Here is a 19,219-nt window from a genome sequence, read left to right on the forward strand (position 1 = left end):
CGGCCGCCAGGCCAGATGCGCCGCCCCCCCGTATCAGCAGTTGCCCTTCTTGGCCTGACCGGGCGGACAGAAGCCGCCGCGGCCGCCTCCGTCATGCGGATCGACAACCACCGAGCCGCTGGGCGTATAGACCGCACAGCCGGAAAGCAGGGAAACAAGCAGGGCAAAACTACACAGGATTCGCATATCGTGACTTTCGAGTTAAGAACGCTGGGAGTGTATGGGAGGCCCCTGCAACCAGGGCTGGACGTTCGTAACCAGCTGATATCGTCGAATACATCGCTATTTACTAGGTACTTACCCTGGTTCCAGACATTTCCTGTCGATCCGGCCCCTCCCTGTTCGTCGTCTCTGTACAAGCCCCCTTCCGGGTTTTGCCTTCCTACCCCAGGAGACCTCAGATGCGATTCATGATCATCGTCCGGGCCACGCCCGACAGCGAAGCCGGCATGATGCTGGACGACACCCTGCTTGCCTCGATGGCGACCTACCACGAAGCCCTGGCCAAGGCCGGCGTGCTGCTGGACGCCAACGGATTGCAGCCCTCGTCCAAGGGATGGCGCATCCAGTACGACAACGGCCAGCGCAAGGTCATCGACGGCCCCTTCGCCGACACCAAGGAACTCATCGCCGGCTACACCATGATTCAGGTGCGCTCGCGCGAGGAAGCCATGCAGTGGGCCATGCGTTTTCCATCGCCCTTTCCCGGCCAGTCCTGCGCGATCGAAGTGCGCCAGGTCTTCGAGCTGGAAGACTTCGAGCCCAGCAAGGAAGTGGACCGCTTCCGCAGCCTGCCCTCGGCCGGCCACTGACCCCAGGCCGACGCCATCATGCTGAAAACCCAGGCCACAAACTAAAGAGAGACACGCCATGCACAAGCAGATCTTCGTCAACCTCCCCATCAGCGATATGCAGAAGTCGCAGGATTTCTTCAAGCGCCTGGGCTTTACCTTCAACCCCGACTTCACCAATGACCAGGGCGCCTGCATGATCATCGGGGACAACATCTACGCGATGCTGCTGGTCAAGGACTACTTCCAGACCTTTACCGGCAAGCCCGTGGCCGACGCCACGAAAAGCACGGAAGTGCTGATCGCGCTGTCCTGCGAAAGCCGCGCCGAAGTCGACGACCTGGTCGCCCGGGCGATCGCCGGCGGCGGCGCCGCGCCGCGCCAGCCGCAAGACCACGGCTTCATGTATGCCCATGGCTTCGAGGACCTGGACGGCCACATCTGGGAGGTGCTGTACATGGTGCCCGAAGGCGCGCCGGACGCATGACCCAGGCCGCCACGCATCGCGCCATCGAGGCGGTCTGGCGGATAGAAGCCGCCAGCGTCATCGCCGGCGTCGCGCGCCTGGTGCGCGACGTCGGGCTGGCCGAAGAGCTGGCGCAGGATGCCTTGGTCGCCGCCCTGGAACGCTGGCCCGAGGCCGGCGTCCCGGACAATCCCGGAGCATGGCTGATGACCACCGCGAAAAACCGCGCCCGTGACCGACTGCGGCTCGATGCCCTGCACACCCGCAAGCACGAACAGATCGGCCATGAGCTGGAAGCCTTGCAGGCCGACGTGGAGCCCGACTTCGTCGACGCGCTGGACGCGGCGCGCCAGGACGATATCGGCGACGATCTGCTGCGCCTGGTGTTCACCGCCTGCCATCCGCTGCTGTCCACCGAGGCGCGCGTGGCGCTGACGCTGCGGCTGCTGGGCGGGCTGTCCACGGGCGAGATCGCGCGGGCGTTCCTGGCCTCGGAATCCACCATCGCGCAGCGCATCGTGCGCGCCAAGCGCAGCCTGTCGGCGGCGAAGGTGCCCTTCGAGGTGCCCGCGGCCGCGGACCGGGCGCCGCGCCTGGCCTCCGTGCTGGAAGTCATCTACCTGATCTTCAACGAGGGCTATTCCGCGACCTCCGGCGACGACTGGATGCGCCCGGGGCTATGCGACGAGGCCCTGCGCCTGGGCCGCATCCTGGCCGAACTGACGCCCGCGGACAGCGAGGTGCACGGGCTGGTCGCGCTGATGGAATTGCAGGCGTCGCGCCTGCATGCGCGCACCGATGCGCAGGGCCGGCCGGTCCTGCTGATGGATCAGGACCGCACCCGCTGGGATCCCTTGCTGATTCGGCGCGGAATCGCGGCGCTGGCGCGCTCGGACGCCCTGGGCGGACCGCGCGGCCCCTATGCGCTGCAGGCCGAGCTGGCCGCCTGCCACGCGCGGGCGCGCACGCCCGCCGACACGGACTGGCGCGGCATCGTGGCGCTGTACGACGCCCTGGCCCAGGCCATGCCCTCGCCGGTGGTCGAACTGAACCGCGCCGTGGCCGTCGGCATGGCGTTCGGCCCGCAGGCGGGCCTGGACCTGGCCGACCAGCTCGCGGCCGACCCGTCGCTGGCCAACTACCACTGGCTGCCCAGCGTGCGCGCCGACCTGCTCGCCAAGCTGGGCCGCAACGCCGAAGCCCGCGCCGAATTCGAGCGCGCGGCCGGCATGACGCGCAACGCCCGCGAACGTGAACTGCTGCTGGAGCGGGCGCGGGCGTGTGCTTAAATTCCAGGCATGCATCCCGCCGACGCCGCCTCGTCCGACCCGGGTGCGCCCGGCATGAAGGGCGTGCCGGCCGCGTTCGACCATCCCAACGACCGCGCGCAGTTCCGGCATGCGGGGCACCTGCCCGGCGTGGAGCTGTACCGCGCCCACATCGTCCGGCACGCCTTCGAGCCCCACACCCATGAGGCCTTCGGCCTGGGCGCCATCGAATCCGGCGTGGAGCGCTTCCGCTATCGCGGCGCCGACCACCTGGCGCCCTCGGGCTCGGTGGTGCTGATGAATCCCGACGAACTGCACACCGGACGCGCCGAAACCGAGGGCGGCTGGCGCTACCGCATGGCCTATATCGACCCGGACGTCGCGGCGCGCGTCACCGGGGAAGCCGGCTGGTGGTTCGGCGCCGCCGTCGGCCACGACGCGCCGGGCGCGCGGCGCGTCACCGCGCTGCTCGACACCCTCTGGAGCGCGCGCGAACCGCTGGCCTTCGACAGCGCCCTGCTCATGCTGCTGGGCGAGTTCCGCCGCCATGCCCAGGTGCCGCGCCCCGCGCAGGCCGAAGGCGCGCCGCGCTTCGCCCCCGTCATCGACTACCTGCGCGCGCACCTGTCGCGCCGCCTGACCCTGGACGAGCTGGCGGCGGTGGCCGGCCTGAGCCCCTTCCATTTTCTGCGCAGCTTCCAGGCGCACCACCACGCCACGCCGCAGCAGATGCTGATGGCGCTGCGGCTGTTCGAGGCCAAGCGCCTGCTGGCGGCCGGCCAGGCGCCCGCCCAGGTGGCGCTTGCCGCGGGCCTGACCGACCAGGCCCATCTGACGCGCGCCTTCTCGCGGCGCTATGGCGTCACGCCGGCGCGCTACCAGAAGCAGGTGCGCGCGTAGGCGGCGCAATCTGGTACAAGACCCGGCCGGCGCGCCCTGGCTAGACTGCGGCGTTCGTGACCTGGAGCAAGATGTATGTGGGCTGGAACCCTTTACGCCCTGGCCGCCGGCCTGATGTGGGGGCTGGTGTTCGTCGGGCCCCTGCTGCTGCCGGAGTATCCGGCGGCCCTGCAGTCGGTGGCGCGCTACCTGGCGTTCGGCCTGATCGCGCTGCCGCTGGCCTGGCTGGACCGCCGCAACCTGCGGCTGCTGACGCGCGCCGACTGGATCGAGGCCGTCAAGCTGGCCGCCATCGGCAACCTGCTGTATTACCTGTGCCTGGCCAGCGCCATCCAGCGCGCCGGCGGCCCCGTCCCGACGATGATCATCGGCACGCTGCCCGTGGTCATCGCCGTCTGCGCCAACCTGCGCAACGCCCGGCGCGACGGCAAGCTGCCCTGGAAGCGCCTGGCGCCGTCGCTGGCGCTCATCGCGCTGGGCATCGCCTGCGTGAACCAGGTCGAGCTGCAGGCCCTGCGCCAGGACGCCGACGCCGACATGTCGCGCTACGCCATCGGCGCCTTGCTCGCGCTGGGCGCGGTGGCGTGCTGGACCTGGTATCCGCTGCGCAACGCCGACTGGCTGCGCGACCACCCAGGCCGCAGTCCGCGCACCTGGGCCACCGCCCAGGGCGTGGCCACCCTGCCCCTGGCGCTGGCGGGCTATGGACTGCTCTGGATCGGCATGGCGGCCACGGGCAGCGGGTTCGCCATGCCGCTGGGGCCGCGTCCGGAGGTCTTCCTGGGATTGATGATCGCCATCGGCCTGTTCGCCTCCTGGCTGGGCACGCTGTGCTGGAACGAAGCCAGCCAGCGCCTGCCCACCGCCCTGGCCGGCCAGCTGATCGTGTTTGAAACGCTGGCCGCGCTGGCCTATGCCTTCATCTTGCGCGGCGCCATGCCCGAGCCCCTGACCCTGGCCGGCATCGCCTGCCTGGTCGTCGGCGTGCTGCGCGCCGTGCGGGTCAAGCCCGAGCCGCTGCCGGCGGCGGCGTGAGACCCTGCCTGCGTGGCCGCTAGATCACGTCCGGCAGCCGCCGCAGGTCGTCGATGACCTCGAAAGCCCCTTCGTCGAGCAGGCGCTGCCGCTGCTCCGGGCCGCTATGCGAGGCGCCCACGAAGCCCACCGCCCGCATGCGCGCCGCGCGGGCGGCGCGCACGCCCGGCACGCTGTCCTCGACCACCACGCAGTCCAGCACCGCCGTGCGCATCTGCCGCGCCGCGAACAGGAACACGTCGGGCGCCGGCTTGCCGCGAGCCACCTGCGCCGTGCTGAAGACATTGGGCGCGAATTCGTCCCACAAGCCCACCAGCTTCAGCGCCGCCTCCAGCTTGGGCGGCGTGCTGCTGGACGCCACGCAGATGTCCAGCCCGCGCTCGCGCAGCGTCTTGAGCGTTTCATGCACATGGGGCAGCGCCCGCAATTCCTGGCGGAAGGTGTGCGCGAGGCGGTCGGCGTATTGCCGCGCGAAGCCCTCCGGCAGCGAGCAGGCGTTTTCGGCTTGCAGGGTCTGCCACATGTCCGCGTCGGGAATCCCGGCGAAGCGGTGCGCGGCATCCTCGGGCGTGATGGCAATGCCGTGTTCGGCCAGCGCGCGCGACTGCGCGCGCGCCGCGATGATTTCGCTGTCGATCAGGACGCCGTCGCAATCGAAGATGACCAGGCGGGGGGCAGACGTTTGCATGGAAGCTCCATTGGGAAGTCCCTCCATGATAGGCCTGCTTCATGACGATTCTTGAGCCGCGGCCCGCCTAAAGCCGCGCCGTCCTGACCCGCCGCAGGCGCCACGCGATGGCCAGGCCGCCCAGGCCCGCCGCCGCCACGATGAAGGCCGCGGACGACCAGCCGTAGCGGTCGATCGCGCCGCCCACCGCCACCGGCCCGATCACCTGCCCCAGGTTGCTGCCCTGCATCACCAGCCCCACCGAGGCGGCCGTCAGGGCCGGACGCGGCGCCACCAGCGGCGCGGTGCCCAGCAAGGTGGCCGGGATCAGCCCGCCCACGGCCGAGAACAGCACGCACAAGAGGAACGTCGGCATCGCCGGCAGCGCCGACCCGAAGATCAGCAGCGCCACCGCGCCCATCGTCGCGCTGGCGCAGGCGATCAGCGTGGACCGCCGCCATCCGCGCGCCAGCAGCACGCCCGCGCCCAGGTTGCCAATGATGTTGGCGGCGCTGGCGATCGCGCTGTACAGCCCCGCCGTCGCCAGCGGCAATCCCAGCTGCTCAGTGAGCAGCACCGGCAGGAAGGTGAACAGCGCAAAGAACATCAGGCTGTACAGCGTGAAGGACAGCGCCAGCAGCACCGGCCCCGCCGCGCCCAGCGTGTCCGCCGTGTCCTGGCGCAGGCCGCGCCAGGACAGCCTGGCCCCGGCCGGCGTGGGCGGCGCCAGCAGGGCCACGCAGATCAACGCCACGCCCACCGCGATGCCGGCGCACCACCAGTAGGCGTGCCAGTCGCCAAAGGCCTGGGACGCCAGCATGGCCACCGCCATGCCCGCCGGCATGTAGCAGCTCCAGAGCGCAAAGGCGAAATCCCGGTTGCCCGCCGACACGATGCGCTGCAGGGCCGCCGGCCCCGCCACCGTGATCATCAGGAAGCCCAGGCCTTCGATCACCCGCGAGCCCAGCAGCACGCCATACCCCGGGGCCAGCGCGCCGGTCACCGTGCCCACGGCCGTCGCCGCCAGGCCCAGCAGCAGCATGCGCCTGGCGCCGAAGCGCGAAATCACCCCGCCCGCCGCAATGCCGCCCAGCATGCCCAGAACCGAGAACACCGCCGTCAGCGTGCCGATGGACGCCATGTCCAGCCCCATGTCCCGGCGCAGCAAGGGCGCGGCGATGATCACCTTGCCGACCTGCAGCGCGGCCACCACTCCCGCCCCGACGATCGCCAGCACCGCGCCCCAGCGCGTTTGCGCCGCCCGGTCCGCCGCCGGCGTGTTTTCAACCTTGTCCATCCCGTCCTCGCCTGGTCCACGATCCCGGCATCATGCCCGCCGGAACCTATCCTGATAAGTGATAATCTTTTGACGAACTTGATCGAATAAATAGATCAGCCTGCCCGATGATAGACGCCCTGACCCTGGACCAGCTCCGCGTGTTCGCCGCCGTGGCGGATACCGGCAGCTTTCGCGCCGCCGCCCGCCGGCTGTCGCGCGTGCAATCGGCGGTCAGCCACGCCATCGCCAACATGGAAGCGCAGCTGGGCGTGCCGCTTTTCGACCGCGGCGGCCACCGTCCCGTCATGACCGCGCAGGGCCAGGCCCTGCTGGCCAATGCCCGCGACATCCTCTTGCGGGTGGACGCCATGCGCGCCCGCGCCCTGGGCCTGGGCGAAGGCGTGGAGCTGGAGCTGTCGCTGGCGGTGGACACACTGTTTCCCATCGCGCAGGTGGGCGCCGCGCTGAACCGCATGCGGGCGGCCTACCCGTCCGTGGCCATGCGCATTTCGGTGCTGCCCCTGGGCGGGCCGGTCGAGGCGCTGCTGGCCGGCACCCACACGCTGGGCATCCTCGCGGGCGAGCATTTCCGCCATCCCCGCATCGCGGTGCAGGCCTTGGGATCCGTGCAGATGGTGGCCGTGGTCGGCGCCGCGCATCCGCTTGCGCAAGGCGTGCAGGCGCGCGCCGCGCTGGCCGCGCCGGAACTGGCGGACCACCTGCAGATCGTGCAATCCGATCCCTCCACCCTGACCGAAGGCCGCGACTTCGCCGTCCTGTCGCCGCAGACCTGCCGCGTCAGCGGACAGGACACCAAGCATGCGCTGATCCTGGCCGGCGTCGGCTGGGGCCGGCTGCCGCTGTGGCAGGTGGAGCGCGACCTGGCCGAAGGCCGGCTGCTGCGCCTGCCCACGGGCAGCCTGGGCCGCGACAGCCAGGTCGCGACGGAAACCTATCTTGCGCATCGCATCGACCAGCCGCTGGGCCCCGCCGCGCGCGCCCTCGCGGCGGCGCTGCGCGACCCGGATCAGCCTTGAGCCTTGGGCGGCTGCGCATAGCTCACGCCCATGCCCGCCCGCACATCGTTCTGGATGCCGTAGGGCGCGATGGGATAGCGCAAGCCATTGGCCGACAGGGCCTTCATGCCCTCGATGGCAATGGGCAGATAGCGTGGCGGCAAGGCCATCAGCATCTCTTCGTCCGGCACGCCGCCGTAGCGGCGCTCGGCGAAACAGGGCAAGGACAGGCTGGGCTCGCCGGTGGCGAGCGCCCTGCCCCAGGAGTCCGCGCAGGCCGTCTCGCCCACCACGCTCCAGTCAAAGCGCCGGTAGTTCTTCCACTGCAGGCCGTTGATCAGGATGATCATCTGCCCCGGCGTCGCGTACACCAGGCAGATATCCGGCGGGTCCAGCCGGCCCGACGCCAGCGGCGACACCACCATCGCCCGGTATTTGCCCGCCGGCACACAGGACAGGGCCTCCTGCCGGGCCCGGGCGTCCGCTTCGGTCGCGTGCCACACGCCCACGTAGTCCTTGCCGCTCTTCCAGGCTTCGTCCTGCGGGCCCAGGCCGATGACGGCGCGGCATTGCGAGCCCACCAGGTCGTCGCCGGTGATGCCCACCGTCCAGCCCAGGCGCGCCGCCATGCCCACGATCTGATCCGTCGTATGCGTGGCCTGGGGCCGCCGCAGCCCTTTGACGCCGGCCATGTCGGCTTCGCGCTCGTAGAGCTTCATGCCGATGACCGTGGTCTTCAGGCGCAGCAGCTTGTTCAGGTCGTCGACCAGCGACGCCCAGTTCAGGGGGGTTTCCTGTCTTGTCTCTTCCATGCCCGTCTCCTCGACTGCAGATTCGTATGCCGGGCGCTGGCGTCTGGGCAGGCGCCCGGCGGCCAATGCTACCTGAACGCGTCCACCCCCCGCATCAAGGCGCTCGCCATCCCGGGCCGGCGCAACTGCTCCAGCCACCATTGCAGCGCCCGCCCTTCATGGTCGCCGCGCCAGGCCAGATACAGCAGGTTCGGCTCGCGCGGGGTCTCGGTGGCTTTTTCCACCAGTTCGCCGCGCGCCAGCAAGGACGCCGCCCGGTGCCGCGGCACCCACCCCACGCCCAGGCCCTCGCGCTGCGCCAGCAGCTTGGCGCGCATGCTGGGCACGGCCAGGGTGGCCTGTCCGCCCACCCCGCCGTAGCCCCGCAGCGCCGCCCCGCGCGCGGTGTCGGCCACCACCACGGCGCGATGCTGCTGGATCTGGTCTTGCCGCAGCGGCGCCTTGGCCTTGGCCAGCGGGTGGCGCGGGGACACGGCGAACAGCCACTCCATGACGCCCAATTCGGCCCACTGCAGGTTGGGCATGGCCTGCGGCTCGTTCGTCGCGCCCACGATCAGGTCCGCCCGGCCTTCGCGCAACGCTTCCCATGTGCCTCCCAGCACCTCATGCGTGAAGCGCAAGGTCACGCCGGAATCCAGCTTGTCAAAGTCCTGGATCAGCGGCGCCATCAGTTCGAATTCCAGGATCTCGTCGCTGACGATGTGCAGGCGGTCCTCCCAGCCGCTGGCCACCTGCCGCACGCGCTGCGTCAGGCGCGCCACGTCCTGCATCAGCCGCCCGGCCTCGCCGGCCAGCAACTGGCCGGCCGGCGTCAATTGCAGGCGGTAGCGGCGGCGGTCGAACAGCAGGGCGTCGAACCGTTCTTCCAGCTGCCTGGCGGCGTGCGACACCGAGGACGGCGCCTTGCCCAGCTTCGCCGCGGCGCGCGACAGGCTGCCGCTGTCGCGGATGGCCTCCAGCAGCGCCAGTTCATTCGGGCTCAACATGTGCAATTCCTTCGAACGTGTTCGTCCGAAAGATCGTACGACAAAGCGCCGGCCAAGGCGCACCATGACTACACCTGATCGCTCACCCCAAAGGAATCCGTCATGAACCGCTTTGAACAGAAAACCGTCCTTATCACCGGCGGCACCAGCGGCATCGGCCTGGCCGCGGCCGAGGCCTTCGCCGCCGAAGGCGCCCGCGTCATCGTCACCGGCCGCGACGCCGCCGCGCTGGCAAGGACCCGCGCCACGCTGGGCGCCAACGCCCTGGCCATCCAGAACGTCGTCGGCGCCCCCGGCGCGGCCGCCGCCCTGGCCGACGCGCTCGATGCCGCCGGCGCGCGGCTGGACGCCGTCTTCATCAACGCCGGCGTCGCCCGGTTCGCCACGCTGTCCGAGGCCACCGAAGACCTGTGGGACCAGACCTTCAACACCAACATCAAGGGCGTATTCTTCCAGCTCCAGGCGCTGGACCCCCTGCTGAACGCCGGCGCGTCCATCGTGCTGAACGGCTCCATCAACGCCCATATCGGCATGCCGGCGTCTTCCATCTATTCCGCCAGCAAGGCCGCCCTGATCTCGCTGGCCAAGACCTTGTCCGCCGAACTGCTGCCACGCGGCATCCGGGTCAACGTCGTCAGCCCCGGGCCGGTCGCCACGCCGATCTACGACAAGCTGGGCCTGGATGCCGACACGCTGAAGAAGACCGCGGCCAGCATCCAGGCGCAGGTGCCGCTGGGCCGCTTCGGCACGCCGCAGGAAATCGCGGCCACCGTGCTGCACCTGGCTGCGCGGGAATCCGCCTTCATCGTGGGCACGGAGATCATCGTGGACGGCGGGATGAGCCAGCTATGAAGGACGACGCGGGCGGGCAGTGCTAGGATTCCCACATGACTTCCATCCTGCATGCCCATCCCATCGATCCCGCCATCCGCGAGCGCGTCATGGCCACCCTGCAAGGCATCGAGCGGCGCCACGACGTCCGCGTGCTGCTCGCCTGCGAATCCGGCAGCCGCGGCTGGGGCTTTCCCTCGCCCGACAGCGATTACGACGTGCGCTTCCTGTATGTGCACAAGCTGGACTGGTACTTGCGCGTCGCCCCGCAGCGCGACGTCATCGAGCTTCCCATCGACGACGAACTGGACGTGTCCGGCTGGGAATTGCGCAAGTCGCTGCAACTGCTGCGCGCCTCCAACCCCACCCTGTTCGAGTGGCTGGATTCGCCCGTGATCTACAGCCAGGACGAGGCCGTCAGCGCCTGGCTGCGCCACTTCCGCACCGAGTATTTCTCCAGCACCAAGGGCCGCTGGCACTACGTGGCGATGGCCGGACGCAACTTCAGGGAGTCGTTGCAGGGCGACACCGTGCGCCCGAAGAAATATCTGTATGTCCTGCGGCCGATCCTGGCCGCGCAATGGATCGACGCAGGACGCGGCATTCCGCCGATGCGCTTTGCCGACCTGGCCGACGCGATGATCACCGACGCCGCGTTGCGCGACGAGATCAACCACTTGCTGGCCATCAAGATGGCGGCGGGCGAAGCCGAGCACGGGCCTCGGTATCCGCTGATCCACGCCTACATCGAAACCACGCTGCCCGAGCTGGAAAAGGCGCCGTACTTCGACCGGCCCGACGGCCTGACGGAAACGCTGGACCGCTTCCTGTACGAAGTCGTCACGGGCGCGCCGCTGAGCTATTGATCCCGGGCCGGACCGCCGGTCTTCCTAGGCGCCGACCGAACGCAGCGCGCGCTTGCAGATGCGTTCGGTTGCCGCCGCGGGCTTGCCCGCCAGCCATCGCGCGCAGACCTCGCGCACCCAGTCGGGCCGGTCCTTGCTGGCGTCGTTGAGCCAGTTGGCCACGGAGTCCTGCACATAGACGGCGGGGTCCGCCCGCAGCGGCTCCAGCAGCGGCAGCGCAAGCGCGGGATCGGCTTTCAGCGCCGCGATGTGCGCGCACCACACCCCGCGCGGGCGCAGGGACTCGCTGGCAAAGCGCCGCACCCGCTCCGACGCATCCCTGGTCCAGGGGCGCAGGCGCTTGACCGAGGTTTCCAGTTCAGCCGCCAGTTGCGGCCGGACCGCCAGCCAGGCCCATTCGCGCACGCCGAAATGCGCGTCGTCGGCCAAGGGGCGGATCAGGTCCAGGCGCGCTTCTACTGAAAGGCCCGGCATGGCGCCCACCATGAAGCAGGCCCAGCCGCGCGCCGTGTCCGACCCGTGCGCCTGCATCCCCGCCAGCGCCTCGGGCCCCAGGCGGTCCAGCAGAATCCGCGCCGCCAGCGCCATGCGCCTGGAGATTCCGGTGGCGGCCTCCGCCTGCATCAGCGCCAGGCCTCCCGCGCCCACCTTCGGCGCCACCGCCCGCATCAGCGCCGCAAAGTCCACCGCCAGGCACTCCGTCAGCGTGGTGGCCGGCTCGCCCGCGTTCAATTGCGCCAGACGCGCGGCGCTGATGTCTTTCACCCCGCGCCCCGCCGGCTTTGCGGCGGCCGGGATCTTCTTGCCGATCGCCTTGCTCATCGCCCTGCTCCCGTCGTCGACGCGCGCCCCGCATCGGTGGCGCGCCACACCCGCGTCAGCAACTCGCCCAATTGCCGCTGATCCGCGCCGCTCAGGCCCGCGAACAACGAGCCGATCCAGGCAGTGTGCTCTTTGAACAGCTTCGCCGCCGCCGTCCTGCCTTTGCCGGTCAGCGTCACGACGACCTTGCGGCGGTCTTCCTGGCCGGCCTCGCGCAGCACAAAGCCATCGCGCTGCAGCCCGTCCACCAGGCCCGTGACCGTCGCCCGCGTCACGCCGGCCCGCTCGGCCAGCTCATGGGGGGACAGCCCTTGCGCCTCGCCGTGCAGCAGGAACAGCAACACGAACTTTGCTTCCGACAACTGTCTTGGCGCCAGGCGCGCCGCGCAATCGCGGTCGATGGCGCCGGCCAGCGCCAGCACCTGGAAGCACAGCCGGATCCCGTCCGTAGCCGCCAGTCCGCGGCGGTCGGCCTCGTTCAGCAGAGCGTGGTGCTTGGGTTCGAGCATGGGCGACATGTCGGGCATGAGATTGCGTCCGGGGAATCATTGACCGCCATATAGTATGGTGGCTAACTATTTTCGCGCAAGCGCGGGCCCCAACCCGGTATCATCGATTCCGGTCCCTTCCGGATAGCCCCGCCGCCCATGCCCACTGCCTCCCCTCGCGTGACCCTGCGCCGCCTGCAGGAATCCGACGTGCCCATGATGCTTGCCATGGAGTCCGACCCCGAAGTCATGCGCCACAGCACCGGCGTGAAGCCCGCCGACGAAGCGCGCCGGCGGGAATTGCTGGCGTGGCTGAACGAGCCGCAAACGGACATCGGTCACTGGGCCATCGTCGCGGACGGAAAAGCCGTTGGCTGGGTCAGCCTGACGCCGCTTGAAGACACCGGCCGCATCCAGCTCGCCTATCGCCTGTGCCGGGACGCCTGGGGACTGGGCTGCGCCACCCGGGCCGCAGCGCAGCTATGCGACTACGCATGGCAAAGGCTGGACGCGCCGGAACTCGTGGCCGTGGTCTGGCCCGACAACCACGCGTCGGCGCGCGTCCTGGAAAAGCTGGGCTTCGCCTTCAGCGCGCACGCGCAGCACTATGGCCGCGGCACCGCCGTCTATGCGCTGCCGCGGCCACATGAACCCGCGCCACGATAAGCGCAGCCCTACCGGTACAGCACCGTCGGCAGCCACATCCCGATCGCCGGGAACATGTACAGCAGGAAGATCGCGACCACCTGGATCCCCATGAACGGCATCATGCCCAGGAAGATCTGGTTCAGGCTCACGTGCGGCGGGGACACGCCTTTCAGGTAGAAGGCCGACATGGCCACCGGCGGAGACAGGAACGCCGTCTGCAGGTTCAGCGCCACCAGCAGCCCGAAGAACAGCGGGTCGATGCCGAAGGTGTTCAGCAGCGGCACGAAGATCGGCATGAAGATCACGATGATCTCGGTCCATTCCAGCGGCCAGCCCAAGAGGAAGATGATGACCTGCGCCAGCAGCAGGAACTGGATCTGCGTCAGTCCCAGCGACAGCACCCATTCCTCGATGATGCGCTGGCCGCCCAGTAGCGCAAAAGCGGCCGAGAAGATCGAAGACCCCACGAACAGCCAGCACACCATCGCGCTGGTCTTGGCCGTGAGGAACACCGATTCCCGCAGCACCGGCAGGTTCAGGCGCCGGTACGCCAGGGCCAGCAGCGCGCCGCCCATGGCGCCCATGGCGGCGGCCTCGCTGGGCGTGGCCAGCCCGAAGCCGATCGACCCCAGCACCGCCGCGATCATCACCGCCAGCGGGAAGAACGAGGCCATCAGCATCTTGAAGATTTCCAGCCGCGCCCAGGTCAGCGCCGCATAGAACACGGCCAGCATCACGGCGCATATTCCGGCGAATATCCAGAACCCGGTTGGCGCGGCGATGGAGGTGTCCGCCGCCGCGGGCGCCGCGGGTGCGGGCGCGGCGGCAGGCGGCGCGGCCGGCGTTCCCGGCGGTTCGCTCACGCCGGGCGCGGCGGCGGGGTCGCTCGACGGCGGTTCGGCCAGCTCGTTCGAGGGAGGCTCGGCCAATCCGCCGGAGGGCGGCTCGGCCAGTCCCGAATCGAAGTCGCTCGCCCCCAGCCGAAGCTCGGCGGGAATCTCGTACACCACGGCCGGCCGCGTCAGCGCATGATGCACCACCGCCACCATCAGCACGGTAACGGCCAGCGGCGCCAGCGCCATCACCAGGTTGCGCAGCAGGAATCCGAACGGCACGCCGTGGTTGCGCCTGCCCTTGAACATGGCGGCCAGCATGCCGGACACGGCGCGCGTGTACGGGCCGGCCGCAAGCTTGGCGGACTCGGGCGACAACGGCACGCCCCGCTCTTCCATGGGCAGCGGCGGCGCCATGTCGGGGCGCAGCTTGGCCACGATGATCACGTAGACCATGTACAGAATGGCCAGCATGATGCCGGGGAACAGCGCGCCCGCATACAGCTGCACCACCGACACGCCCGTGGTCGCGCCATAGACGATCAGCATCACGGACGGCGGCAGCAGGATCCCCAGGCAGCCGCCCGCCGTGATGGAGCCGGCCGTCAGGCGCACGCTGTAGCCCGCCTTCAGCATGGCGGGCATGGCCAGCAGGCCCATCAGCGTCACCACCGCGCCGACGATCCCCGTTGCCGTCGCGAAGATCGCGCAGGTCGCCAGCGTGGCTACCGCCAGCGCGCCGGGCAGGCGCGCCAGCGCCAGGTGCATCGACCTGAACAGCTTTTCGATCAGGTTGGCGCGCTCGACCAGATAGCCCATGAAGACGAACAGCGGAATCGAGATCAGCGAATCGTTCGTCATGGTGGCGTACGTGCGCTGCACCATCAGGTCCAGCGTCTGCCCCAGCGAACGGCCCGGATCGGAACTCTGCATGTAGTACGCCAGGAAGGTGAACAGCACCCCCATGCCCATCAGCGTGAACGCGGTCGGAAAGCCCAGCATGATGGCCACGACGATCAGCGCCAGCATCAGCAGGCCGATATGGCCGGTGGTGAGGTCATCCCACGGCGTCAGGAACGCAATCATCAGCACCACAAGCGCAATGCACGACAGGCCAAACCACAATGCCTTGTGGATCTTCATCGCTGGGGCTCCTCGGGTTTCACATAGCGGTCGAGCTGGGCGATGTCTTCGTCCTTCACATGCACCATCTCCTTGAGCTTGTCGACGTCCACTTCCTCGACGTCTTCTTCGCGCGACGGCCAAGCGCCCTGCCGCAGGCAGAGAATGCAGCGCATGACCTCGGCCACGCCCTGCAGCAGCAGGACGGCGCCGGCAATCGGGATGAAGGCCTTGAAGGGGTAGATCGGCGGCCCGTTGGCCATCAGCGACGAGTGCTCGCGGATGGCGATGGAGTAGCCGGCGTAGTACCAGCCCGCCCACACCAGCGCGATCACTCCCGGAAAGAAAAACACGATGAACAGAACCAGGTCCAGCCCGCCCTGCACCCGCGGCGGCAGGAAGCCGTACAGGATGTCCCCGCGCACATGCCCGTTCTTGGCCAGGGTGTAGGCGCCCGCCATCATGAACAGGATGCCGTAGTACATCATCTGAAGGTCGAAAGCCCAGGCGCTGGGCTGGTTCAGGATGTAGCGGGCCGCGACTTCCCAGCAAACGTGGAGCGTCAGCGCCACGATCAACCAGGCAAAGGTCTTCCCGACGAACGTGGAGATGCGGTCTATGAAGCGTACGATTCGGATCATCGAAGGTCCAGGTCAAGACGCAAGGAGCGCCGCGCGCCGGCATGGCGGCGCGCGGGCACGGCGGAGGATTGCGTCAGGCCGGCTTGGTGCTGCGCGAGAAGTAGTGGTTGTAGGCCATGCGGAAATTGACCGACGTGTCCCCGTGCCAGCGCCCGACCCGCTCGGCGAATGCCCGCTGCGAATCCAGCACCTTCTTGAACAGCGGGTTCTCGGCCGACCGCTTGGCGATCATCTCGTCCCAGATCTTGAGCTGCTGCTGCAGGATCGCATCCGGCGTCTTGTAGAACTTGACGTTGTGGTCCTTCTGCAGCTTGATGTAGTCCTGCGAATAGCGGTTGGCCGCCTTCCAGGACATATCCGCGCTGGCGGCCTGCGCCGCGTAGCTCAGGATGTGCTTCAGGTGTTCGGGCAAGGCGTCGTACTTTGCCTTGTTGAACAGCACCTCGAACTGCTCCGCGCTCTGGTGGAAGCTCTGCAGCATGCAGATCTTGGAGACGTCCTGAAAGCCCAGCGCCAGGTCCGACGACGCATTGTTGAACTCGGCGCCGTCCAGCAGCCCGCGGTCCAGCGCCGGCACGATTTCCCCGCCGGGCAGCGCGTTCACCGCCGCGCCCATCGCCGTGTACATGTCGATGGCCAGGCCCACGGTGCGGAACTTCACGCCCTTGACCTCCTCCACCTTCGTGATCGGCCGCTTGAACCACCCGAAAGGCTGGGTCGGCATCGGCCCGTACATCAGCGACACCACGTTCACGCCCATGGCCTTCTGGATTTCGACCAGCAGCTCCTTGCCGCCGCCGTACTGGTGCCAGGCCAGCAGCATGTTGGCGTCCATCCCGAACGACGGCCCCGAGCCCCACAGCGCCACCGCCGTGTTCTTGCCATACCAGTACGCCACCACGCCGTGGCCGCCGTCCAGCGTCCCGGCAGACACCGCGTCCAGCAGGTCGAACGCCTTGACCACGGCCCCGGCGGGCAGGACCTCGATCTTCAGCTGGCCGCCGGCCATCTCGTTGACCTTGGCCGCATAGTCGCGGGCGAACTCGTGGAAGATGTCGGTCGCGGGCCAGGTGCTCTGGAACCGGAAAGAGATGGGCGCGTTCTGCGCGCGGGTGACCGCTGGAAATCCAAGCGCTGCGGCTCCGGCCACGGCAGCGCCGGAGATGAACTTGCGGCGGGGTTTTGTAACGTGTTGCATGGCTTGTTGTCTCCTGGGTGGACTACACGGACCAGCTTGTAGTTACTACTCCTGCGTGGAAGCGGGATGGAAACGCCTGCTGCGAGCTCCCGGTTCCGGGTGAAACGCCTGGTGCGCTCGACGCGCAACTGTGCAGTGATTAAACCTTCCTGACTAAGTACTGACAATCAGCTTTTAGTCAGGAATTACCCTAGAGAAAGGACTAGGCCAGTAGCGGTACTGGCCTGGCGGCCGCATTGCGCGGCCGCCTGCGCGTCATTCGCAGGCCTTAATACTGATAGCGCATCGTCAGCATGGCGCTTCTGCCGGCGGCCCACGCCCCCTGGCTATAGAAGCCGATCTGGCTGTAGTACTTGCGGTCAAACACGTTGTTCACGTTCAACTGCGCCGACAGGCTGCGGTTAAAGCGATAGCGGGCCATCAGGTTGGTGATGGCATAGCTGCCCTGCCCCACGCGCTCGTCGCCGTTGGGGCCGCTGGCGATGGTGTAGACATTGCTTTGCCAGTTGACGCCCCCGCCCACGGTCAGGCGGTTCCAATCGCCGGGCAGCTGGTAGGTCGTGAACACGCGCACCAGGCTGCGCGGCTGGTCGGTCTGGATGGCATCGCCCGCGCCGTCGCTTGCGGTCCAGTGGGACCAGCCGGCGGCCACGTTCCAGCCCGGCGTGACCTCGCCCGAGACCTCCAGGTCGAAGCCGCGGCTGCGCGTGCCCTGCGCCGCCGTGTAGGCCTGGTTGGTCGTGCCGGGCACCATCTGGCCGGGATCGGCCTGTGCGACGTTGTCCTGGTCGATCTGGAACACGGCGGCGCTGGCGTTCAGGCGCCCTTCCAGGAACTCGCCCTTGATGCCCGCCTCGTAGGACTTGCCTTCCAGCGGATCAAGCCAGTTGGCGTTGCGGTCCTGGTAGCTCTGCGGGTTGAAGATGCCGGTGTAGCTGACGTAGGCGGTGTACGTGTCGTTGATGTCGTACAGCAGGCCGGCATACGGCGTGAACGCGTTCTTGTCGAATTCCGAGCGTCCCTCGCCGCCGAAGCCGACCGAATTCGTCTTCCAGGTGCTGTAGCGCCCGCCCACGATGAGCTTGAGCGGATCGGCCAGGTTCAGGCGCAAGGCGCCGTACCAGCCGGTCTGCGTGGTGGTGTAGCGGCTGGCGGTGACGGACGTGTCGCTCCAGTCGGGTTCGGGATAGGAGCCGTTCCAGTTCAGGAAATTGCCCACCTCCGCGACGGACAGCGGCGAACGGGAATCGAAATCGCCGTCCTGGCGGTTGAAGCTCGCGCCCACGACGGCTTCGTGGCGGCGCCCGAACATCGTGAACGGCCCGGACGCCTTGAGATCCAGGCTGTTCTGCTTGCGGTCGCCCAGGTACCACGCGGGCGACGCGCCCATGCCTTCGCCCGTCGTGCGGTCGGGCCAGCCGTACAGGTACAGCAGCTTGGCATCCATTTCGTTCTTGGAATGGGAGCCCACGGCCTGGATGCGCCATTCGTTGTCGAAGCGGTGTTCCAGGCTGGCGAAGGCGCCCTGCGTCGTGCTGCCCCACGACGTCCATTTCGCGCCCGTGTTCAACGACCGCCGCCAGTCGGTGCGGCCGCCGTCGGCGTACCAGAGCGGGAACCCGCCCCAGCTGCTGCCCTGCGGATCGTTGTCCTGGTAATTGAACCCGACGCTCATGGTGGTGCGCGAAGTCAGGTCCGCGTCGACCACGCCGTAGAACACCTTCTTCTGGTTCTCGTAGTGGTCGAGGAATGAATGGTTGTCCTGGTAGGCGGAAACGATGCGGCCGCGCACGCTGCCCTCGGCATTGAGCGGCGTGGACAGGTCGACCGTGGCGCGATAGGTGTCCCACGTTCCGGCGCTCACGCTCATGTCGGCCTTGAACTCGCGGCTGTCGGCATGCTTGCGCACCAGGTTGATGGAAGCCGACGGATTGCCGGCGCCGGTCATCAGGCCCGTGGCGCCGCGCACGATTTCCACGCGGTCGTAGATGATGGGGTCAATGGACGACTCGCCGGCCGCGTAGCCCACGTCAAACGACGTGGGGATGCCGTCATACATGTAATTGCTGATGCTGAAGCCGCGCGAATTGAAGGAGTACCGTTCGCTGTCGAAGTTCTGCACGGAGATGCCCGGCGTGCTGCCCATGACATCGGCCAGCGAGCGCATGTCTTCGTCGTCCATGCGCTGGCGGGTCATGACGGTGACCGACTGCGGGGTCTCGCGCAGCGAGAGCGACAGGCCGGTGCCGGCCGTCGTGGCGCGGGGCGTATAGGAGCCCGTGCCTTCCGTGGTGGTGCTGGCGGTATCGCCCACCACCTGCACGGTGGGCAGCGTGGCGACGCCGCCGTCCTGCGCCATCGCTGCGCCCGAGGCAAACGCCAGAAGAACCAGACCGGACGTGCGGCGCAGCACGAAACGACGTTGAACAAATGGGCTGCGGCCGCCTGGCCGGTGATCTTGCATGTGGCTTCCTACCGAATTGAAACGGGAACGACAAATCGGCACGAAGTTTAAATGCAAATACTTCTCATATCCATGTAATGTTGCGT

Annotated in this window: 19 protein-coding genes; 9 read left to right on the forward strand and 10 right to left on the reverse strand. The window is 68.4% G+C overall.

Annotated features, from left to right (window positions below):
* Positions 1–401 precede the first annotated feature (401 nt).
* From ACFWP0_RS05870 to ACFWP0_RS05890, 5 genes are all read left to right on the forward strand, one after another.
* On the forward strand, positions 402–812 hold the full coding sequence (locus ACFWP0_RS05870; protein WP_377840388.1) for a YciI family protein: 411 nt from the start codon (positions 402–404) through the stop codon (positions 810–812).
* 58 nt (positions 813–870) lie between these two features.
* On the forward strand, positions 871–1,278 hold the full coding sequence (locus ACFWP0_RS05875; RefSeq protein WP_377840390.1) for a VOC family protein: 408 nt from the start codon (positions 871–873) through the stop codon (positions 1,276–1,278).
* Complete coding sequence (locus ACFWP0_RS05880; protein WP_377840392.1) at positions 1,275–2,546, forward strand: RNA polymerase sigma factor; 1,272 nt, start codon at positions 1,275–1,277, stop codon at positions 2,544–2,546. The genes ACFWP0_RS05875 and ACFWP0_RS05880 overlap by 4 nt, the downstream gene beginning before the upstream one ends.
* A gap of 9 nt (positions 2,547–2,555) precedes the next feature.
* Complete coding sequence (locus ACFWP0_RS05885; protein ID WP_377840393.1) at positions 2,556–3,425, forward strand: AraC family ligand binding domain-containing protein; 870 nt, start codon at positions 2,556–2,558, stop codon at positions 3,423–3,425.
* Positions 3,426–3,500: 75 nt separating this feature from the next.
* Complete coding sequence (locus ACFWP0_RS05890; RefSeq protein WP_377840395.1) at positions 3,501–4,460, forward strand: DMT family transporter; 960 nt, start codon at positions 3,501–3,503, stop codon at positions 4,458–4,460.
* 19 nt (positions 4,461–4,479) lie between these two features.
* On the opposite strand, the gene ACFWP0_RS05895 is transcribed toward ACFWP0_RS05890, so the two are convergent.
* On the reverse strand, positions 4,480–5,148 hold the full coding sequence (locus ACFWP0_RS05895) for an HAD family hydrolase (protein WP_377840396.1): 669 nt from the start codon (positions 5,146–5,148) through the stop codon (positions 4,480–4,482).
* A 67-nt stretch (positions 5,149–5,215) separates the two neighbouring features.
* Entirely contained in the window at positions 5,216–6,424 is a 1,209-nt protein-coding gene (locus tag ACFWP0_RS05900; RefSeq protein WP_377840398.1) for a CynX/NimT family MFS transporter, read from the reverse strand.
* A gap of 107 nt (positions 6,425–6,531) precedes the next feature.
* On the opposite strand from ACFWP0_RS05900, the gene ACFWP0_RS05905 reads away from it, so the two are divergent.
* Positions 6,532–7,443 (forward strand): LysR family transcriptional regulator, encoded by a 912-nt coding sequence (locus ACFWP0_RS05905; RefSeq protein WP_377840400.1) that lies wholly within the window; start codon positions 6,532–6,534, stop codon positions 7,441–7,443.
* Here the strand turns inward: ACFWP0_RS05905 and ACFWP0_RS05910 are convergent.
* Complete coding sequence (locus ACFWP0_RS05910) at positions 7,434–8,234, reverse strand: DUF169 domain-containing protein (RefSeq protein WP_377840402.1); 801 nt, start codon at positions 8,232–8,234, stop codon at positions 7,434–7,436. The genes ACFWP0_RS05905 and ACFWP0_RS05910 overlap by 10 nt on opposite strands.
* A 68-nt stretch (positions 8,235–8,302) precedes the next feature.
* Positions 8,303–9,220, reverse strand: coding sequence for a LysR substrate-binding domain-containing protein (locus tag ACFWP0_RS05915; protein WP_377840403.1), 918 nt, complete (start codon positions 9,218–9,220; stop codon positions 8,303–8,305).
* A gap of 102 nt (positions 9,221–9,322) precedes the next feature.
* Here ACFWP0_RS05915 and ACFWP0_RS05920 point away from each other — a divergent pair, with 102 nt between their 5' ends.
* Together ACFWP0_RS05920 and ACFWP0_RS05925 are read left to right on the forward strand one after the other, a co-directional pair.
* On the forward strand, positions 9,323–10,072 hold the full coding sequence (locus ACFWP0_RS05920) for an SDR family oxidoreductase (protein WP_377840404.1): 750 nt from the start codon (positions 9,323–9,325) through the stop codon (positions 10,070–10,072).
* Between the two features lie 35 nt (positions 10,073–10,107).
* Positions 10,108–10,917, forward strand: a complete 810-nt coding sequence (locus tag ACFWP0_RS05925) for a nucleotidyltransferase domain-containing protein (protein ID WP_377840406.1) — start codon at positions 10,108–10,110, stop codon at positions 10,915–10,917.
* A gap of 24 nt (positions 10,918–10,941) precedes the next feature.
* Here ACFWP0_RS05925 and ACFWP0_RS05930 read toward each other — a convergent pair whose 3' ends face one another.
* Together ACFWP0_RS05930 and ACFWP0_RS05935 are read right to left on the reverse strand one after the other, a co-directional pair.
* On the reverse strand, positions 10,942–11,739 hold the full coding sequence (locus tag ACFWP0_RS05930; RefSeq protein WP_377840407.1) for a DNA alkylation repair protein: 798 nt from the start codon (positions 11,737–11,739) through the stop codon (positions 10,942–10,944).
* The gene (locus tag ACFWP0_RS05935; RefSeq protein WP_377840408.1) at positions 11,736–12,266 is read right to left on the reverse strand and encodes a MarR family winged helix-turn-helix transcriptional regulator; all 531 of its coding nucleotides are present in this window, start codon (positions 12,264–12,266) and stop codon (positions 11,736–11,738) included. Before ACFWP0_RS05935 ends, ACFWP0_RS05930 begins: the two co-directional genes overlap by 4 nt.
* 120 nt (positions 12,267–12,386) lie before the next feature.
* On the opposite strand from ACFWP0_RS05935, the gene ACFWP0_RS05940 reads away from it, so the two are divergent.
* Positions 12,387–12,893 (forward strand): GNAT family N-acetyltransferase, encoded by a 507-nt coding sequence (locus ACFWP0_RS05940; RefSeq protein WP_377840410.1) that lies wholly within the window; start codon positions 12,387–12,389, stop codon positions 12,891–12,893.
* An 8-nt stretch (positions 12,894–12,901) separates the two neighbouring features.
* On the opposite strand, the gene ACFWP0_RS05945 is transcribed toward ACFWP0_RS05940, so the two are convergent.
* The 4 genes from ACFWP0_RS05945 to fhuE form a co-directional block, all read right to left on the reverse strand.
* On the reverse strand, positions 12,902–14,851 hold the full coding sequence (locus ACFWP0_RS05945; protein WP_377840411.1) for a TRAP transporter large permease subunit: 1,950 nt from the start codon (positions 14,849–14,851) through the stop codon (positions 12,902–12,904).
* Positions 14,848–15,471 (reverse strand): TRAP transporter small permease subunit, encoded by a 624-nt coding sequence (locus tag ACFWP0_RS05950; RefSeq protein ID WP_377840413.1) that lies wholly within the window; start codon positions 15,469–15,471, stop codon positions 14,848–14,850. The genes ACFWP0_RS05945 and ACFWP0_RS05950 overlap by 4 nt, the downstream gene beginning before the upstream one ends.
* Positions 15,472–15,544: 73 nt before the next feature.
* Positions 15,545–16,669, reverse strand: coding sequence for a TRAP transporter substrate-binding protein (locus tag ACFWP0_RS05955; RefSeq protein WP_377840415.1), 1,125 nt, complete (start codon positions 16,667–16,669; stop codon positions 15,545–15,547).
* A 268-nt stretch (positions 16,670–16,937) separates the two neighbouring features.
* Positions 16,938–19,133 (reverse strand): ferric-rhodotorulic acid/ferric-coprogen receptor FhuE, encoded by a 2,196-nt coding sequence (fhuE, locus tag ACFWP0_RS05960; protein ID WP_377840416.1) that lies wholly within the window; start codon positions 19,131–19,133, stop codon positions 16,938–16,940.
* Positions 19,134–19,219: the final 86 nt, after the last annotated feature.

The sequence above is a fragment of the Achromobacter sp. NPDC058515 genome (assembly GCF_042721735.1).
Classification (GTDB): Bacteria; Pseudomonadota; Gammaproteobacteria; order Burkholderiales; family Burkholderiaceae_B; genus Achromobacter.

Bases quoted from the DNA above. Each gene is read 5' to 3' on its own strand.
- ACFWP0_RS05870 (WP_377840388.1), top strand. From the start codon at position 402: ATGCGATTCATGATCATCGTCCGGGCCACGCCCGACAGCGAAGCCGGC.
- ACFWP0_RS05875 (WP_377840390.1), top strand. From the start codon at position 871: ATGCACAAGCAGATCTTCGTCAACCTCCCCATCAGCGATATGCAGAAG.
- ACFWP0_RS05880 (WP_377840392.1), top strand. From the start codon at position 1,275: ATGACCCAGGCCGCCACGCATCGCGCCATCGAGGCGGTCTGGCGGATA.
- ACFWP0_RS05885 (WP_377840393.1), top strand. From the start codon at position 2,556: ATGCATCCCGCCGACGCCGCCTCGTCCGACCCGGGTGCGCCCGGCATG.
- ACFWP0_RS05890 (WP_377840395.1), top strand. From the start codon at position 3,501: ATGTGGGCTGGAACCCTTTACGCCCTGGCCGCCGGCCTGATGTGGGGG.
- ACFWP0_RS05895 (WP_377840396.1), bottom strand. From the start codon at position 5,148: ATGCAAACGTCTGCCCCCCGCCTGGTCATCTTCGATTGCGACGGCGTC.
- ACFWP0_RS05900 (WP_377840398.1), bottom strand. From the start codon at position 6,424: ATGGACAAGGTTGAAAACACGCCGGCGGCGGACCGGGCGGCGCAAACG.
- ACFWP0_RS05905 (WP_377840400.1), top strand. From the start codon at position 6,532: ATGATAGACGCCCTGACCCTGGACCAGCTCCGCGTGTTCGCCGCCGTG.
- ACFWP0_RS05910 (WP_377840402.1), bottom strand. From the start codon at position 8,234: ATGGAAGAGACAAGACAGGAAACCCCCCTGAACTGGGCGTCGCTGGTC.
- ACFWP0_RS05915 (WP_377840403.1), bottom strand. From the start codon at position 9,220: ATGTTGAGCCCGAATGAACTGGCGCTGCTGGAGGCCATCCGCGACAGC.
- ACFWP0_RS05920 (WP_377840404.1), top strand. From the start codon at position 9,323: ATGAACCGCTTTGAACAGAAAACCGTCCTTATCACCGGCGGCACCAGC.
- ACFWP0_RS05925 (WP_377840406.1), top strand. From the start codon at position 10,108: ATGACTTCCATCCTGCATGCCCATCCCATCGATCCCGCCATCCGCGAG.
- ACFWP0_RS05930 (WP_377840407.1), bottom strand. From the start codon at position 11,739: ATGAGCAAGGCGATCGGCAAGAAGATCCCGGCCGCCGCAAAGCCGGCG.
- ACFWP0_RS05935 (WP_377840408.1), bottom strand. From the start codon at position 12,266: ATGCCCGACATGTCGCCCATGCTCGAACCCAAGCACCACGCTCTGCTG.
- ACFWP0_RS05940 (WP_377840410.1), top strand. From the start codon at position 12,387: ATGCCCACTGCCTCCCCTCGCGTGACCCTGCGCCGCCTGCAGGAATCC.
- ACFWP0_RS05945 (WP_377840411.1), bottom strand. From the start codon at position 14,851: ATGAAGATCCACAAGGCATTGTGGTTTGGCCTGTCGTGCATTGCGCTT.
- ACFWP0_RS05950 (WP_377840413.1), bottom strand. From the start codon at position 15,471: ATGATCCGAATCGTACGCTTCATAGACCGCATCTCCACGTTCGTCGGG.
- ACFWP0_RS05955 (WP_377840415.1), bottom strand. From the start codon at position 16,669: ATGCAACACGTTACAAAACCCCGCCGCAAGTTCATCTCCGGCGCTGCC.
- fhuE (WP_377840416.1), bottom strand. From the start codon at position 19,133: ATGCAAGATCACCGGCCAGGCGGCCGCAGCCCATTTGTTCAACGTCGT.